This window comes from Nonomuraea sp. NPDC049625 (assembly GCF_040675285.1).
GTDB lineage: Bacteria > Actinomycetota > Actinomycetes > Streptosporangiales > Streptosporangiaceae > Nonomuraea > Nonomuraea angiospora_A.
This window is the reverse complement of sequence record NZ_JBFAOQ010000005.1, coordinates 342,386-358,043: the sequence shown is the minus strand read 5'-3', so window position 1 is coordinate 358,043 and position 15,658 is coordinate 342,386. Positions and strand designations below refer to the sequence as shown.

The following is a 15,658-nucleotide window of genomic DNA, read 5'->3' as shown; positions in this document are numbered from 1 at the left end:
CTTCATAGGGGGATCCACACCCGCATGGCGTGCGGGCCGCGGTTGGCCCAGGCGTAATAGGGGATCAGCGTGAGCTCCGTGGGCCGCGCCTCAGGGGCCGGCTGCCCATGGGGCCGGTACGGGGACTCGGCGGGCCCGCCTGCCAGCGCGCCGCCGGCTCGGAGCACGGTCACGCCGCCGAGGAGGTCCGGCCGGTGTTCGGGCCGCGGCGGCGTGGCGGCGTCGATGCGGAGATCCTCCAGGACGACGCCGGCCGGCTGGTCGGGCTGCTCGATCGCGTAGACCAGCGGCCCGCGGGTGACGGCGACGCACCCCCGCGTGGCGTCCATGCGATCGTCGGACACCATGAACCGGGCGGGCATGGGCATCCGCAGCACCACCCGATCGCCTGGCCGGAACACCCGGCGGACGCGGGCGTAGCCGCCGGGCTCCACCGGCTTGCCGTCCACGGTGGAGCCCTCGGCCCAGTCCGGTACGCGCAGCGCCAGCTCCATCTCGCGCGGCGGCGCCTCGCGCACGGTCACCGTGACCAGGCCGTCCCACGGATACTCGGTGCCGACGTCCACGGCGAGCCCACCAGAGGCCAGCGAGCTCCGGGCGTACAGGTGCACCTGGAGGCCGTCCTCCGTGCCGGTCGCCAGGTACGTCGGCAAGGCGGCCAGCGTACGCATCACGTTGGGCGGGCAGCAGGCGCAGTTGAACCAGGGACGGCGGCCGTGCGCCGGTGACCGCTGCACGTCGCCCCGGGCGCCGGTCCGCCGGTGCAGCGTGTTGACGTAGAAGTAGTCCGCCTCGGTCAGCGACACCGCAGGCAGCAGGGCGTTGTACAGCAGCAGCTCGATCTGGTCGGCGTAGGCGGACTCGCCGGTGGCCAGCAGCAGCCGCCACGCCCACTGCATCGCCCCGATCCCGGCGCAGGTCTCCGCGTACGCCCGGTCGGGCGGCAGCTCGTACGCCTCGCCGAACGCCTCCCCGTCCCAGCGCGCGCCGACGGCGCCGGTGACGTGCTGCTTGCGGCGGCGCATCGCGTCGTACTGCCGGCGCATCACGGCCAGCAGCTCGGTGTCGCCGGTCTCGATGGCGACGTCGGTGGCGCCCGCCGCGAAGTAGACGGCGCGCACGGCGTGCCCCTCCACCGTCTCCGCCTCGCGCACGGGCAGCCGGTCGGAGTAGTGGGCGGGGTCGCCGTAGTGCGAGGGGTCGAAGCCCGGTTTGACGGCACGACCGTGCCCGCGGGCCTCGACGAAGTGGCGGGCCAGGTCCAGGTACCGTCGTTCGCCCGTCTGCCGGTACAGCTCGACGAGCGACATCTCCACCACGGGGTGGCCGTCCAGCTCCTCGCGCAGGCCGGGGCCGAACGTGCCGGCCAGATGGTCGGCCAGCCGGGTGGCGACCCGCAGCAGCTCCGTCTCGCCGGTCGCCCGGGCCGCGGCCACGGCCGCCTGCATCAGGTGGCCGGCGCAGTAGTGCTCGTGGCTCATCCACAGCCGCGCGTACCGCTCCTCGCCGCGGACCTGGATCGCGGAGTTGAGGTAGCCGTCCTCGCGTTGCGCCGTCGCGATCGTACGGCCGAGCGTGCGCAGGTGGTCCAGCAGCGCGTCGTCGGGGCTGCGGGCGTGCTCCCAGGCGACCGCCTCCAGCCATTTGTAGACGTCGGAGTCGCGGAAGCTCGCGCCCTGGGCCTCACCGGCCGCCTCGCCGGCGGCGATCCGGAGATTGCCGATGCTGCCCGCGTCGGCCAGCCGTTCGTGCCCGAGCGGGATCGCGGTCCGGTTGGCGTCCAGCCGCCGGGCCCAGAACCCGCCGGCCACGCGGCTGCCCGAGAGCGGCAGCGGGCGCAGCGCCACCGCGGCGGCGGGGCTCGGTACAGCCGTCATGCGGGCGCCTGCCGGCGGAACCGGACGGCGTCGGCGATGACCACGCCGTTGGCCGCGTCGCTGAGCTCGACATATCCCTCGAGGCCGGCCCGGAAGGAGAAGGTGCCCAAAGACGTCCATTCGCCCATGCGCGGGTCGGGCACGCCGCGCACCTGCTGGTTGACGGCCACCGCAGTGGTGCCACCGGCATGGTGGACGACGTAGGGGGCGTTGGTCGCCCGGTTGGGGTCGGCCGCGTAGGAGACGAGCACCTCGTAGCGATCCTCGCCCGGGAGCGCCGGTCGCCACCGCGCGGTGTTGGCGCCGGTGCCGCGGGCGTGCGTCAGGTAGTTGAAGCCGTAGTATCCGCTGACGCCCCTGCTGCTCGGCCAGGTGCCGGTGGTCTCGAATCCGAGCCCGCCGTTGTCGACGGTGACCTCCTCGCGGACGTCCGGCGCGGCGGAGCCCCGGACGAGGCTCAGCTGGTCGAGCGAGATGGCCGTGCCGCCACCCCGGCCGGCGCCGGCCAGCGTGAAGCGGATGGTGTGCGGGCCGGGCAGCAACGCCATCCGGCCCAGGTAGGCGACGTCGTAGCCGTCGCCGCGGAACGACGTCAGATCCAGCGTGGAGGTGCGCGGCGCCTTCCCGTCCACGGTCACCGTCACGAGGCCCCCGTCGCCGGAGCGGAAGTAGCGCAGCCACAGTTCCGGCCGCCCGCCCGGGGCGACGATCAAGGGGTACTCGATGTGGTCCCCGATCGCGCCGGGAGTGAAGACGGCGCGGGCGCCGCCGCGCGCGGTGGCCTCCTCCACCACGGTCACCGTCCCGCCCGAAAGCTTGGCCCGCGCCGCCGGACGGCCCAGGTCGTACGTCCTCTCGGCCAGCTTCGGAACGGTGACCAGGCTGTCCCGGCCCTGCGTCAGCCACTCCAGGTTGAACCGGGCGGCGGCCACGCGCCGCGGAGAGCCGTCGAGGTCGCCGTCGCAGCCGTAGAGGAGGATGATCGTGCCGTCGGACAGGGACGCCAGGTCCGAGTAATATCCCCGGCCCGGGTTGACCGAGCGGCTGTACCTGAAGGAGTGGCCCTCGTCGTAGCTCACCGCGACCGTCATGTTCCAGCGCATCGGCGAGTCGGGCCGGCTGAACAGCACGCGGTTGACGTCCTCGCTGCCCGGCCCGCCGGTGTAGCGGATGAGGCCGGTGTCGACGCCGTTGAAGAGCGCGGGGCTGAAGTCCATCCTGGGCGGCGACCAGGTCAGGCCGCCGTCCGTGCTGACCGCGATGTCCCGTGGCCAGTCGTTGCCCGAACCGGGCCGGCTGTTCATCACCACCGTGCCGTCCGCACGCTGCACCAGCCTGGCCTCGCCCACGACGGGGTAGCCGTCGCCCATCGGCACCTCGCCGCCGGACTGCCACGTGGCGCCGTGGTCGTCGCTGTAGACGGTGGAGGCGCCGTAGTGGCGATCGGCGGTGGGGACGCCGGTGATGATGGTGCGGTGGGACACGGTGAGCAGCAGCCGGCCGGAGTCGAGCTGGATGCCGTGGCCGGGCCCCGGACCGTGCATCGCCCAGTTGTACGGGAAGTGGTCGAAGAGCCCGGCCAGGCTGCGCGGTTCGCTCCAGGTGACGCCGCCGTCCTTGCTGGAGATGACGTACACCGTGCTGGAGTCGGCGGAGCAGCTCGTGTTCTCGGGTAACTGCACGCAGAGCCCGTGGAAGAGGAACACCTCGCCGGTCACCCGGTCCACCACGAAGGTGGGGTTGGACCAGGACTCGCCGTCGACGGACGCCGCCACCGTCTGCGACGGGTGCCAGGTCTTCCCCCCGTCGGTGCTGCGGCGGACGAGCAGGTCGTGCGGTCCGGCGTCGCACACTTTGTGCCGGCCTTCCGTGCAGGCCAGGATCGTGTCGTCGGGCAGGACGGCCAGGCCGTACACGTGGTAGCTGGCCAGCGGATCCACGGCGGAGTCCCACAGGGTGGCCTCCGCGAAGAACGGCTGGGCCGCGGCCGGCGCGGCCGCGGCGGGGGAGGGCAGGGCGGCCGCTGCGGCGCCCGCGGCGAGCCCGAGGGCGAAGGCCCGCCGGCTGATGGGCATGGTCATGCGACTCTCCTCGGCAGGAGCTTGGGGGGTGCTCGGGTCTATTGCGGGTCGAGTGGTCCTACGAGGTCATGGATCCGGCCCAGCGCCGCGCGCAGCTCGGCGAGCTCGGTTTCGGTGAGAGGCAGGAACGGCGCCGCGGCGTGCGGCGGGCAGAGCCCCAGCAGGTGCAGCGCGGTCTTGATCACGACCACGCCGCTGACCCCGGGGCGGACTCCGAAGAGCGCGGCCAGCCGGTCGACGTCGTGCTGCAGCGCCGCCGCGGTGGCGTGGTCGCCGCCACGGCCGGCCTTGAGCAGGTCGACGCAGAGCGCGGGCGCGAGCATGCCCACCCCCGGCACCAGCCCGGCGGCCCCCGTTCGGAGCCCGTCGGCGAGCTGCCGTTCGGCACCCTGGGCCACCTGGAAGCCGGGGCGCTCTCCGGCCAGGGCACAGAACTCGGCGAACAGGGCGGCGTCCCCCGAGCTGTCCTTCAACCCGATGACGGCCGGCTCGTCGAGCAGGCGGCGCATCACGGACACGGGGACGGGGTTGCCGGTGTACCCGGGGCTGTTGTAGACGACGACGGGGTGGCCGTGGCGGGCGAGGTCGCGGAAGTGCGCGTGCAGTTCGCTCTCGGTGTGCCGGAAGTAGGACGGAGCGAGGACGACCACGGCGTCCAGGTCGAGCTCCGCGAGGCGGTCCATGCGCCGCAGGGCCTCCCGCGTGCCCGTGCCGGCGGCGGCCACCATGACCCGGGCGGGCGCCCCGGCCAGGTCGCGCCACATGGCGGACACCTCCACCGCGTACGCCCGGACATCGTCGGCCGGCAGCAGCGGGCCCTCGCCGTTGGTGCCGGCCAGCATCAGCGTGGTGACGCCGGCGGACGCGAGGTGGGCCAGCAGCGGCCGGACGGCCGACGGGTCGGGCCGCCCGCCCCGGTCGAGCGCGGTGACGAGCGGGATGATCATGCCGGTGACCGGATGGTCGGTATCCATGGCACCTCCCTCGGCAAACGCTCCGGACGGTATCCGCGATCTACGCGGGACGCTAGATGCTAATGGGTATTAGTAATTCGCTCTTGTTTCCCGCGTTCTTTTTCGCCCAGGTCCATTGACGCCTCACAGAAGCGAGGGTCAAACTTTGCGTTCGTTGGGTCAGGCGCATTAGCAGGAGGCCCGAATGAGTCGCGGACCGGTGCGGAGGCCGACCCAGGCCGACATCGCGCGCCTCGCGGGGGTCAGCCAGGCCACCGTCTCGCTCGTGCTGAACGAGCGGGACTCCGGCGTCCGGATCAGCCAGGCGACCCGGGAGCGGGTGCTGGCGGCGATCCGCGAGTGGGGGTACGTCGCCAACGCCTCGGCGAGATCCCTCGCCGGCGGCCAGAACAAGATCATCGGCGTGTTCACCTTCGAGGCGGTCTTCCCGACGACCAGCGTCGACTTCTACTTCCCGTTCCTGCTCGGCATGGAGCAGGCGGCGGCGGAGCTCGGCTACGACCTCCTGCTGTTCACCAGCCTCGGCGGCGAGCGGCAGGTCTTCCGCGACGGGTCCACCCGGCTGTCGCTCGCGGACGGCGCGCTGCTGCTCGGGCGTGACCCGAACGTCGAGGAGATCCAGCGGCTGCGCGACACCGGCTTCCCCTTCGTCTACGTGGGACACCGGGAGGTGTCGGGAGAGCCGGTCTCCTACGTGGCGGCCGACTACGCCACGGCGACCCAGCAGCTCACCGAACGGCTCTTCGAGCTCGGGCACAGGCGCGTCGCGTACGCCCGCATCGGTGACGGCGACGCCCAGCCCAGCCGGGACCGGGAGAAGGGATTCCGGCGGGCGATGCCCGCCGGTGAGGCCAGGCGGCTCACGGGCCCGGTGTGGACGCTGGAATCCGCCGACGACGTGGCGGGCCTCCTGGCCGAGATCCGGCACGGCGGCATCACCGCCGTGGTCGCCGAGCAGGTCCTTCTGGCCGAGGAGCTCCTGGAGTGCGCGCGACGGCACGGGATGTCGGTCCCGGACGACCTGAGCGTCGTCGTGCTGGGCGACTCCACCGGCGCGCACCGCACCGACACCCCCTGGACCGGCCTGGTGGTCCCACGCGAGCAGATGGGCCGGCAGGCCACCCACCTGCTGGTGCGGCTGCTGGAGGCACCCGAGCCGGACGCCCGCAGAGAGAACGTCGAGTGCCCCCTCATGCCGGGCGCGACCGTGGCCCCACCAAGGAGACAGCAGTGACCGAACCAGGTAAGCCCACATGATCCGGGTCATCGCCAAACGACTGCTCGTTGGTGTGCTGGTGATGTGGGGCGCCGCCTCGCTCATCTTCCTCATCGTCCGGGTCGCCCCGGGCGATCCGGCCACGATCCTGCTGGGCCCGGACGCGAGCCGGGAGCAGGTGGCCGAGCTCACCGGGAAACTCGGGCTCGACCGGCCGGTGGTCAGCCAGTACCTCGGCTACCTCGGCGAGGTGGCCCGGTTACAGTTCGGCGACTCCTACCGGTTCGACCGGCCGGCGATGTCGGAGGTGTTCGAGCGCCTGCCCGCGACCGCCGACCTGATGCTCGCCTCCACCGTCATCGCCGTGTCCCTCGGCCTCGTGCTCGGACTGCTGGCCGGCGCGCGCCCGGGCGGCGCGGTCGATCGGCTGGTCACCGCGGGCACCATCGCCCTGCAGTCGTTCCCCACCTTCTGGGTGGGCATCATGCTGATCCTCGTCTTCGCGCTGGCCTTCCGCCTGCTGCCCAGCGCCGGGGCGGGCTCGCCGGCTCACCTGGTCCTGCCGGCGGTCACGCTGGCTCTGCCGTTCACCGCCATCGTGGCCCGTCTGACCAGGACCAGCGTCGCGGAGACGATGCGCGAGCCGTACATCCAGACGGCCCGCTCCAAAGGGCTCACCGAGCAGCAGGTGCTGCTCGGCCACGCGCTGCGCAACTCTCTCATCCCCGTGGTGACCATCGTCGGGCTGCACATGGGCGGCCTGATGGGCGGCGCGGTCGTGGTCGAGAACGTCTTCGCCTGGCCGGGGCTCGGCACGCTGGTGGTGGACGCGGTCTCCAACCGTGACTACGCCGTCGTGCAGGCGGCCACGTTTCTGATCGCGGGCATCGTGATGCTGTTCAACCTCGTCGCCGATCTGCTGTACTCCCAGCTCGACCCGCGCATCAAGCTGGACGGTGCGGCATGACCGCCGTCGCCGTCCGCCGGCCGCTGGTGCGCGGCCGGTGGCTCAGCCGGATCCCGTACGCCGTCCTCACCCTGTACGTCGTGGTCGCCGGGGTGGGACCGCTGGTCCTCGACTACAACCCCGTGCGCGTCTCCCTCGACGACCGGCTGCTCGGCCCGGGGTCGCGGCTCGCGTCGGGCGGCGTCGCCTGGCTCGGCACCGACGGCCTCGGCCGTGACGTCCTCGCGCAGGTCGTCTACGGCGCCCGCACGTCGATGATCATCGGTGTCTCGACGGTCGTCGTCTGCTGCGTGATCGGCGTGACCGTCGGCATCGTCGCCGGCTACTTCCGCGGCCGGCTCGACACGGTGCTCGCCCGCGGCATCGACATCCTGCTCGCCTTCCCGGCGATCCTGCTGACCATCGTGATCGCGGGCGCCTTCGAGCGCAGCGTGCTGGTGGTGGTGATCGCGCTCTCCGCGACGGCCTGGATCTCCTTCGCGCGGGTCACCCGCGGCGTCGCGCTGTCGATGCGGGAGCGGGCCTGGATCGACGCGGCCCGCGTGCTCGGCGTACGGCCGGCGTCCATCCTGGTCCGGCACATCCTGCCGCTCACGGTCGGCCCGGTCGTGGCCCTGGCGACGCTGGAGTTCGCCCTCGTCGTGCTGGCCGAGGCCGGGCTCAGCTTCCTCGGCATCGGCCTGCCCGGCTCGTCGGTGTCCTGGGGCCAGACCATCGCGAACGGAAAGCAGTATCTCGAAACCGCCTGGTGGATCTCCACTCTGCCCGGCGTCGCGCTGTCGCTGCTGATCATCAACATCGGGATCCTCGGCGACCAGCTCACCGCCAGATACGGACGCGGACACCTCAGGTGATTGCGGCGACCGTCGTCCGGCAGGCACATAACCCCTTCCATCACGAGCACCCCCCGAAGAACCATCCCCGGAAGGCGGGAAGACGTCCATGACCAGACCCCTTGCCTCAGGTAGGCCGCGGCTCGCGGCACTGGCCCTCATCGCCGCCGCGACCCTCGTGCTCGGCGGCTGCAGCGCCGCCACCGGCGGCGGCACGGGCGGCGGCGGTGGCACCGGCGGCGAGATCACCGTCGCCGGCACCTACGCGATCGAGAGCCTCGACCCGGCCAGCCCCACGGGCGGCAGCGCCACGGGCACGCAGCTGGCCTCCAAGGCGATCTTCAGCCGGCTGGTACGGCCCCGCCCGGACGGCACCCTGGAGGGCGACCTCGCCACAGCGTGGAAGCCCGACGGCTCCGCCTCGCAGTGGACGTTCACGCTGCGCCAGGGCGTGAAGTTCAGCGACGGCAAGGCCGTCACCGCGGACGACGTCGTCGCCTCGTTCAAGCGGATGATGGATCTCAAGAGCACCAACGCGGCCAACTTCGCCGGTTACACGATGACCGCCTCGTCGCCCACCGAGGTCGTGCTGAAGGCGCCGAAGCCGGACGCGGCGGTCCCGTACAAGCTCGCCATCTTCTACGTGCTGCCCGGCAGCCTGACCGGCGAGAACCCGGCGTTCTTCCAGCACCCGGTCGGATCGGGGCCGTTCAAGGTGGAGAAGTTCGACCCGTCCGGCACGCTCGTGCTGGTGCCGAACCCTGACCACTACGGCGGTGCGCCCCAGGTCAAGCGGGTGACCATCCGCAAGATGCCCGAGCTCGCGGCCCGGCTGACCGCGCTGCGGACCGGCGAGGTGGACCTCGCCTGGGGCATCCCCGACGACCAGCTCGCGGAGCTGCAGCGCGACTCCACCCTCAAGGTCGAGACGGTGCCGAGCACCGCCGTGTTCACCATGTGGTTCAACTCCTCCGCTCCCGCGCTGAAGGACGCCAAGGTGCGGCGGGCGCTGTGGCAGGCGGTCGACTTCGCCACCATCATCAAGCGGCTCTATCCGCAGACGGGCACCCTGGCCGACGCCCCGGTCTCGCCCGTCACGCTCGGCTACGCCCCCCAGGAGCCCGTCCGCTACGACCCGGCCGCGGCGAAGGCCGCGCTGACCGACGCGAAATTCGACTTCTCCACGAAGCTGCGGCTGCAGTTCGCCAACGCCGAGTTCCGGCCGTTCAACCAGGCGATCGTCTCCGACCTGCAGAAGATCGGCGTCCAGGTGGACCTGCTGGAGAAGGAGCAGGCGGTGTTCACCAAGGACCTGCTCGCCCTGAACTGGGACGTCAACTTCCAGCAGCTGTCGAACCCCACGTTCGACGCGGCCAACACGCTCGGCCGGCTCTACCCCTGCGCGGCCAAGCGCAACGGCTACTGCAACCCCGAGCTCGACAAGCTGCTCGCCGCCGCCGGGGCGAGCTCGGACAGCGACGAGCGGGTCAAGCTGTACGGCGAGGCCAGCAAGATCATCTGGCAGGACGCGGTCGGCATGTTCCCGATGGCGGTCAAGTACGCCTACGCCTGGAACCACCGCGTCACCGGCGTCACCCCGGACCCGAACGGGCTGCCGGACTTCGCCGGCGTGCGGGTCAGCAGCTCGTGAGCGGCGTGCGGACCCCGGTCGAGACGCCGGTCGAGGTGGACGGCCTGCTCGAGGTGGCCGGGCTGGTCGTCGACCTGCCCGGCGCCCGCGGCCCGGTCCGAGTCGTCGACCGGGTGACGTTCGACATCCCGCCGGCGACGACGGTCGGGCTCATCGGCGAGTCGGGCAGCGGCAAGACGATGACCGCGAACGCCGTCATCGGCCTGCTCCCGGAGGGGGCGGCGACCGGCGGGGAGCTGCGCTGGCGGGGCGAGGACCTCCTGAAGGCGAGCCCCGCCCACCGGCGCCGGCTGCGGGGCCACGAGATCGCGATGATCTTCCAGGACCCGCTGGCCGCGCTCAACCCGACCCAGACGATCGCCCGCCAGGTGGGCGAGATACTCCGCCGCGCCGGCCGCCCCCGCGACGAGGTGCGCCGGCGGGTGCTCGAACTGCTCGAGCGGGCGGGGATCCCCGAGCCGGACAGCAGGATGCGCAGCTACCCGCACGAGTTCTCCGGCGGGATGCGGCAACGGGCCATGATCGCCCTCGCGCTGGCGGGCAGCCCGGCGCTGCTGCTCGCCGACGAGCCCACCACGGCGCTGGACGTGACCGTCCAGGCGCGCATCCTGCGCCTGCTGCGCTCCATCCAGCAGGACGAGGGACTGGCGATGCTCCTCGTCAGCCACGACCTGCGGGTGGTGGCGCACGTCGCGCACCAGGTCGTCGTCATGTACGCGGGCCGGGTCGCCGAGCGCGGCCCGACCGAGGCGGTGCTGGCCGGCCCGGCTCACCCGTACACCCGCGCACTGGTCGACAGCGTGCCCGCGGTGCGGACCCGTACCGCGCTGGCCCACCCGCTGCCGGGCACGCCGGCCACCCCGGCGAACCGGCCGCCGGGGTGCGCCTTCCACCCCCGGTGCCCGCTGGCGCGCGAGCGGTGCCGCACCGAGGAGCCGGAGACCAGAACCGTCGCGCCCGGCCGGTGGGCCGCGTGCCACTTCGCCGAGGAGCTGCTGCAGCGATGAGCGTCGATCTGCTCGAGGTGCGGGACCTGCGGGTCAGCTTCGGCCGGCGTACCGCGTGGTTCCGGTCGCGCGCCGCCCGCCGGTCCGGGGATTTCGTCGCGGTCGACGGCGTGAGCCTCACGGTGGCCCCCGACGAGATCGTGGGGGTGGTCGGGGAGTCGGGGTCGGGCAAGACCACGGTGGCCCGCGCGATCGTCGGCCTCGTCCGGCCCGACTCCGGCGCCGTCCTGCTCGACGGCGTGCCCCTGGGGCCGGTCGGGCGGCGGACGACGGCGCAGCAGCGTGCCGCGCAGATGGTCTTCCAGGACCCGCGGTCGTCGCTCAGCCCGCGCATGACCGTCGCCGCGATCATCGACGAGGCGTGGCGCACCCATCCGAGTTCGGCCCCGTCCGGCGATCGCACCGCCGCGCTGCACCGCCTGCTCGACGACGTCGGACTCGACGCGAGCGTCGCCGGGCAGCGGGCGGCCGAGCTGTCCGGCGGGCAGTGCCAGCGGGTCAGCATCGCCCGCGCGCTCGCGGTCCGGCCCCGGCTGCTGGTGTGCGACGAGGCGGTGTCCGCCCTGGACGTGTCGGTCCAGGCGCAGATCCTCCGGCTGCTGGTCGACCTGCGCGAGCGCCACCATCTGGCCATGCTCTTCATCTCCCACGACCTCGGCGTGGTGCACCAGATCGCCGACCGGATCGCCGTCATGCGCCAGGGTGTGGTGGTGGAGGAAGGGCAGGCGACGGAGGTGCTGGGGGCGCCCCGGCACGAGTACACCCGCAGCCTGCTCGATGCCGCTCTCGAGCTGTCCGGCTAGAGCGCCCCGGGGTCAGCCGGCGGTGCTCTCCCTGACGATCAGCCGGTGCGGCACGATGATCTCGGCGGGCGCGGCGGCCGAGCCGTTGATCGTGTCCATCAGCGTGTTCACCGCCCGGCGCGCGATCTCCCCCTTGTCCGGGGCGATCGTGGTCAGGCTGGGCGTGCTGTACTGGCCCTCCTCGATGTCGTCCAGGCCGACCACGGCGACGTCGTCGGGGACGCGGCGACCGGCCCTGGTGAGCGCTCTGATCGCACCCAGGGCGAGCAGGTCGTTGTAGCAGAACACCGCGTCGGGCGGCTCGGGCAGGGCGAGCAGGTGCTCCATGGCCTCGGCGCCCAGCCGCCGGTGGAAGTGCGGGGTGGAGACGACGAGCCGCTCATCCACCTCCAGGCCCGCGCGGGCGTGCGCCTGGCGGTAGCCGGCGGTGCGGAGCTGGGCGGTCTCGCCGGTCGCGTACGGCTGGTCGCCGATGGCGGCCACCCGGCGGCGGCCCAGGTCCAGCAGATGGGTGGTGGCCTCGCGGGCGGCGGCGACGTTGTCGATGGCCACGTGGTGGAAGCTGCCGTTGAAGATGTGCTCGCCGAGCAGCACGATCGGGATCCGGTTGGCGCGCCCGCGCAGCTCCTCGGCGGAGATCGTCAGCGGGCTGAGCAGCAGCCCGTCGAACATCGTGGCCCGCGAGTCCCGCCCGAGCAGCTCGCGCTCCCGGTCGCCGTCGCCGTCGGTCTGGTCGACCATCACCACGTAGCCGCGGGCGCGGGCCGCCGTGATCACCTCGCGCGCCAGCTCGGCGAAGTACGGCACGTCCAGCTCGGGCACCACCAGGGCGATCATCCCGGTGCGCCCCTGCTTGAGATTGCGCGCGATGAGGTTGGGACGGTAGTCGAGCTCGTCCAGCACGGCCTGCACCCGGGCACGCAGCTCGTCTGACACCGGCGCGTACCCGTTGACCACGTTGGACACGGTGCGAATCGATACATTCGCCCGTTTGGCGACATCGCGAAGCGTTGGACCGGCCATGCGTCTCCTATACACCCGAAGGCTCCCGCGTGGCGATCTCAGAAGTCGGCATGAGATCGCCTTGTCACAGAAGATCCTAAACCCGCTCTTGCATCGTTGCAGACAAGTATGCATTATGTCTGCATCGTTGCAGAGCCCCAACATGAGCCCAGGCCGAGGAGTCAGAGAATGTCCACACCCCTCATAGACCGGCGCGGTTTCCTCAAGGGCGCCCTGGGCATCGCCGCCGCCGGTTCGCTGGCGGCGTGCGCGCCGGGCGGCCCGAGCGCGCAGCCGAGCAAGCTGGCCGCGCCCGCCGCGTCGGCGTCGTCGGTCAAGGGTGAGATCACCGTCTGGAACAGGTCGGGCGACCTGTTCAAGGTGTTCGACGCGGCCATCGGCAAGTTCCGCGAGGCGTACCCGAACGTCAAGGTGAACCACCAGGCCGTGGACATCGACGCGAAGCTGGCCAACACCCTCATCAGCGGCACCGACGTGCCCGACGGCAGCTTCTGGGACGACGCCAAGATCGGCGGGCAGGCCGAGCACCTGTACGACCTGACCGACCTCATCGCGCCGTACCGGGACCGGACCTCGCCGTACAAGCTGTCCGTGAACACCGTGGACGGCAAGATCTACGGCGTCCCGTGGGACCTGGACCCCGGCCTGCTCTGGTACCGCGAGGACGTGCTGGAGAGCGCCGGAGTGGATCCGGCGGGCCTGGCCACGTACGACGACCTGCTCGCCGCCGCCCGGACGGTCAAGGAGAAGGACCCCAGGACCAGGCCGATCCACCTGGAGAAGACCCCGTTCCTCAGCCAGCTCTGGCTGGAGATGCTGGCCAACCAGCAGGGCACCAGCCTCACCGACGCCCGGGGCAAGCTGCGGCTGGACTCCGCCGAATACCGGCGGATCTTCGGCTGGATCGACAGCGCGGTCAAGGACGGCCTGGTCACCCACGCTCCCTACCTGGAGCCCGCCGACGTCAACACGCTCGACAGCGGGCAGCAGGTGTTCGTGCCGTGGGCCATCTGGTGGTCGTTCGCGCCGCAGCAGCTGCTCAAGGCCACCAAGGGCAAGTGGCGGGCCGCGCCGCTGCCGGCCTGGACGCCCGGCGGCGCGCGCAGCGGCGCCATGGGCGGCAGCAGCTTCGTCATCCCCGCCAAGGCCAAGAACCCCGAGCTGGCCTGGCTGCTGTACGAGTTCCTGTGCTTCAAGGAGCCCGGCTACACCGCCGTGTACGGCCCCAACGCCGTCTACCCGGGCGGCCTGTCCACCTCGATCCCCAGCTTCACCCCCGCGCTCGACCCGGCCAAGCCGCTGTTCAAGCCCATCGAGGCGCTCGGCGGCCAGGACCTGTGGAAGGTCGCCGTCGAGGCCGCGGGCACCATCCCGGCCGCCGCGCCCATCCCCTGGTGGTGGGCCCAGTCGGTGGACTACCTCGGCAACAACGTGCAGCGCCTGATCGAGGGCAAGATGTCGCCCGACCAGGTGATCACGGAGTCGGCCGAGAAGATCCAGCGCAACCTGATCGACCGCTCATGAGGGCGACGCGGCTGTCGCCGTACCTGTTCATCGCCCCGTTCTTCCTCGTCTTCGCCGCGTTCGGGATCTATCCGCTGATCTACGCGCTCCAGCTCAGCTTCATGCGCTGGCGCGGCGCGGGTGCGGCCCACTGGGTCGGCGCGGACAACTACCTCTACCTGCTGACCAGCCCCGATTTCTGGGCCTCGCTCGGCAACAGCGCCGTCATGTGGCTGCTGATCGTGCCGATCCAGGTCGTGGCCGGGCTGGGCGGCGCGGTGCTGCTGGCCAACGCCAAGCTGCGGCTGCGCGGGCTGTTCCGGGTGGCGTTCATCGCGCCGTTCGTGACCCCGCTGGTCGCCATGGCGCAGGTCTGGATCGTGGTGTTCGACCAGGACTACGGCCTGGTCAACCACCTGCTCAACCTGGTGGGCCTGCCCGACGTGGGCTGGCTGACGTCCACGACGTGGTCAAAGCCGACGCTGGCGCTGCTGTTCCTGTGGAAGACCACCGGCTTCGCGATCATCATCCTGCTCGCCGGCCTCCAGGCCGTCCCCGGCGGCGTGTACGAGGCCGCCGCCCTCGACGGCGCCTCCCGCTGGCGCCAGTTCTGGTCGATCACCGTCCCGCTGGTGCGGCGGAGCATGGCGTTCCTGGTGGTCGTGCAGACCCTGGCCGTCTTCCAGATGTTCGCCGAGCCGTTCGTGGTCACCGAGGGCGGCCCGTACGGCTCCACCACCACCGCGGGCCTGTACCTGTACGACCACATCACCGCCTCCGACCTGGGCACCGGCGCCGCGAACTCGTTCCTGCTGGTCCTGCTGGTCTTCGGCCTGTCGCTGGTGTCGGTCAGGCTGCTGCGGCCGAAAGACGAGGTGTCATGAACCAGACCCGCCCCGGACCCCTGCAGTACGCGGTCCTGGCGCTGCTCGCGATCGTGTTCCTGTACCCGATCTGGTGGGCGGTCAGCTCCTCGCTCAAGCCGGCGGCCGACATCATCGCCGACCCCCTCTCGATCGGCGCGCTGACCCTCGACAACTACCGGGCCATGTTCGCCGACGTGCCGATCGGCACCGGGTTCGCGAACACGGCGCTGGTGCTGGTGGTCAGGGGCGCCATGACGATGTTCTTCTGCCCGCTGGCCGGATACGCCTTCGCCAAGTACGCCTTCCCGGGCAAGAACCTGCTGTTCGGCGTCGTGCTGCTGACGCTGATGCTGCCGACGCTCGTGCTGATCATCCCGCTGCTGCTGGAGATGAGCGCGCTCGGCTGGGTGAACACGTACCAGGCGCTCATCCTGCCGGGCAGCATCGACGCGTTCAGCATCTTCTGGATGCGGCAGACCATCGCCGCCATCCCGGACGAGCTCATCGACGCGGGCCGGGTGGACGGCGCGGGGGAGTTCGGCATCTTCGCCAAGGTCGTGCTGCCCGTGATCCGTCCCGGGCTGGCCGCGCTCGCGGTCCTGACCACCATGAACGTCTACAACGACTTCGTCTGGCCGGTCGTCGCCGTCAACGACACCTCGCACCAGACCCTCCAGGTGGTCCTGTCCACCCTCGCGCAGAACGTCACCGGCAACCGGATCGGCGCCGACTTCGCCACCGTGTGGGGTGAGCTGCTCGCCGCGGGCAGCATCGCCATGCTGCCGCTGCTGGTGATCTTCGTCCTGCTGCAGCGCCACTTCATCAACGGCATCCTCGCGGGCAGCGTCAAGGGCTGA

The 15,658-nt window shown here is 71.7% G+C and carries 13 protein-coding genes; 9 read left to right on the top strand and 4 right to left on the bottom strand.

From position 1 onward, the window contains the following. Positions 1-2: 2 nt before the first annotated feature. The 3 genes from AB0J87_RS24165 to AB0J87_RS24155 are packed head-to-tail and all read right to left on the bottom strand — an operon-like array spanning position 3 to position 4,932. Positions 3-1,877: a beta-L-arabinofuranosidase domain-containing protein gene (locus AB0J87_RS24165; protein WP_363968484.1), complete on the bottom strand. Its 1,875-nt coding sequence runs from the start codon at positions 1,875-1,877 to the stop codon at positions 3-5. Further along, complete coding sequence (locus AB0J87_RS24160; protein WP_363968482.1) at positions 1,874-3,958, bottom strand: exo-alpha-sialidase; 2,085 nt, start codon at positions 3,956-3,958, stop codon at positions 1,874-1,876. The genes AB0J87_RS24165 and AB0J87_RS24160 overlap by 4 nt, the downstream gene beginning before the upstream one ends. A gap of 38 nt (positions 3,959-3,996) precedes the next feature. Beyond that, complete coding sequence (locus AB0J87_RS24155; RefSeq protein WP_363968480.1) at positions 3,997-4,932, bottom strand: dihydrodipicolinate synthase family protein; 936 nt, start codon at positions 4,930-4,932, stop codon at positions 3,997-3,999. Between the two features lie 184 nt (positions 4,933-5,116). On the opposite strand from AB0J87_RS24155, the gene AB0J87_RS24150 reads away from it, so the two are divergent. From AB0J87_RS24150 to AB0J87_RS24125, 6 genes are all read left to right on the top strand, one after another. After that, positions 5,117-6,166 carry a LacI family DNA-binding transcriptional regulator gene (locus AB0J87_RS24150; RefSeq protein ID WP_363968478.1) on the top strand — a complete coding sequence of 350 codons (1,050 nt, stop codon included), beginning with the start codon at positions 5,117-5,119 and terminating at the stop codon, positions 6,164-6,166. 19 nt (positions 6,167-6,185) lie between these two features. Further along, positions 6,186-7,115 carry an ABC transporter permease gene (locus tag AB0J87_RS24145; protein WP_363968476.1) on the top strand — a complete coding sequence of 310 codons (930 nt, stop codon included), beginning with the start codon at positions 6,186-6,188 and terminating at the stop codon, positions 7,113-7,115. Next, on the top strand, positions 7,112-7,969 hold the full coding sequence (locus AB0J87_RS24140; RefSeq protein WP_363968474.1) for an ABC transporter permease: 858 nt from the start codon (positions 7,112-7,114) through the stop codon (positions 7,967-7,969). The genes AB0J87_RS24145 and AB0J87_RS24140 overlap by 4 nt, the downstream gene beginning before the upstream one ends. An 88-nt stretch (positions 7,970-8,057) precedes the next feature. Further along, positions 8,058-9,599, top strand: coding sequence for an ABC transporter substrate-binding protein (locus AB0J87_RS24135; RefSeq protein WP_363968472.1), 1,542 nt, complete (start codon positions 8,058-8,060; stop codon positions 9,597-9,599). Next, positions 9,596-10,606, top strand: a complete 1,011-nt coding sequence (locus AB0J87_RS24130) for an ABC transporter ATP-binding protein (RefSeq protein WP_363968470.1) — start codon at positions 9,596-9,598, stop codon at positions 10,604-10,606. The genes AB0J87_RS24135 and AB0J87_RS24130 overlap by 4 nt, the downstream gene beginning before the upstream one ends. After that, entirely contained in the window at positions 10,603-11,409 is an 807-nt protein-coding gene (locus AB0J87_RS24125) for an ATP-binding cassette domain-containing protein (protein ID WP_355198717.1), read from the top strand. Before AB0J87_RS24130 ends, AB0J87_RS24125 begins: the two co-directional genes overlap by 4 nt. Before the next feature lie 12 nt (positions 11,410-11,421). On the opposite strand, the gene AB0J87_RS24120 is transcribed toward AB0J87_RS24125, so the two are convergent. Next, positions 11,422-12,432: a LacI family DNA-binding transcriptional regulator gene (locus AB0J87_RS24120; RefSeq protein WP_363968468.1), complete on the bottom strand. Its 1,011-nt coding sequence runs from the start codon at positions 12,430-12,432 to the stop codon at positions 11,422-11,424. Between the two features lie 168 nt (positions 12,433-12,600). Between AB0J87_RS24120 and AB0J87_RS24115 the strand changes: the two genes are divergently transcribed. Genes AB0J87_RS24115 through AB0J87_RS24105 form a run of 3 tightly spaced genes read left to right on the top strand, consistent with a single transcriptional unit; the run spans position 12,601 to position 15,658 of the window. Continuing rightward, complete coding sequence (locus AB0J87_RS24115) at positions 12,601-13,956, top strand: extracellular solute-binding protein (RefSeq protein ID WP_363968466.1); 1,356 nt, start codon at positions 12,601-12,603, stop codon at positions 13,954-13,956. Next, on the top strand, positions 13,953-14,819 hold the full coding sequence (locus tag AB0J87_RS24110) for a sugar ABC transporter permease (RefSeq protein WP_355198711.1): 867 nt from the start codon (positions 13,953-13,955) through the stop codon (positions 14,817-14,819). The genes AB0J87_RS24115 and AB0J87_RS24110 overlap by 4 nt, the downstream gene beginning before the upstream one ends. Further along, positions 14,816-15,658 (top strand): carbohydrate ABC transporter permease, encoded by an 843-nt coding sequence (locus AB0J87_RS24105; RefSeq protein ID WP_355198709.1) that lies wholly within the window; start codon positions 14,816-14,818, stop codon positions 15,656-15,658. Before AB0J87_RS24110 ends, AB0J87_RS24105 begins: the two co-directional genes overlap by 4 nt.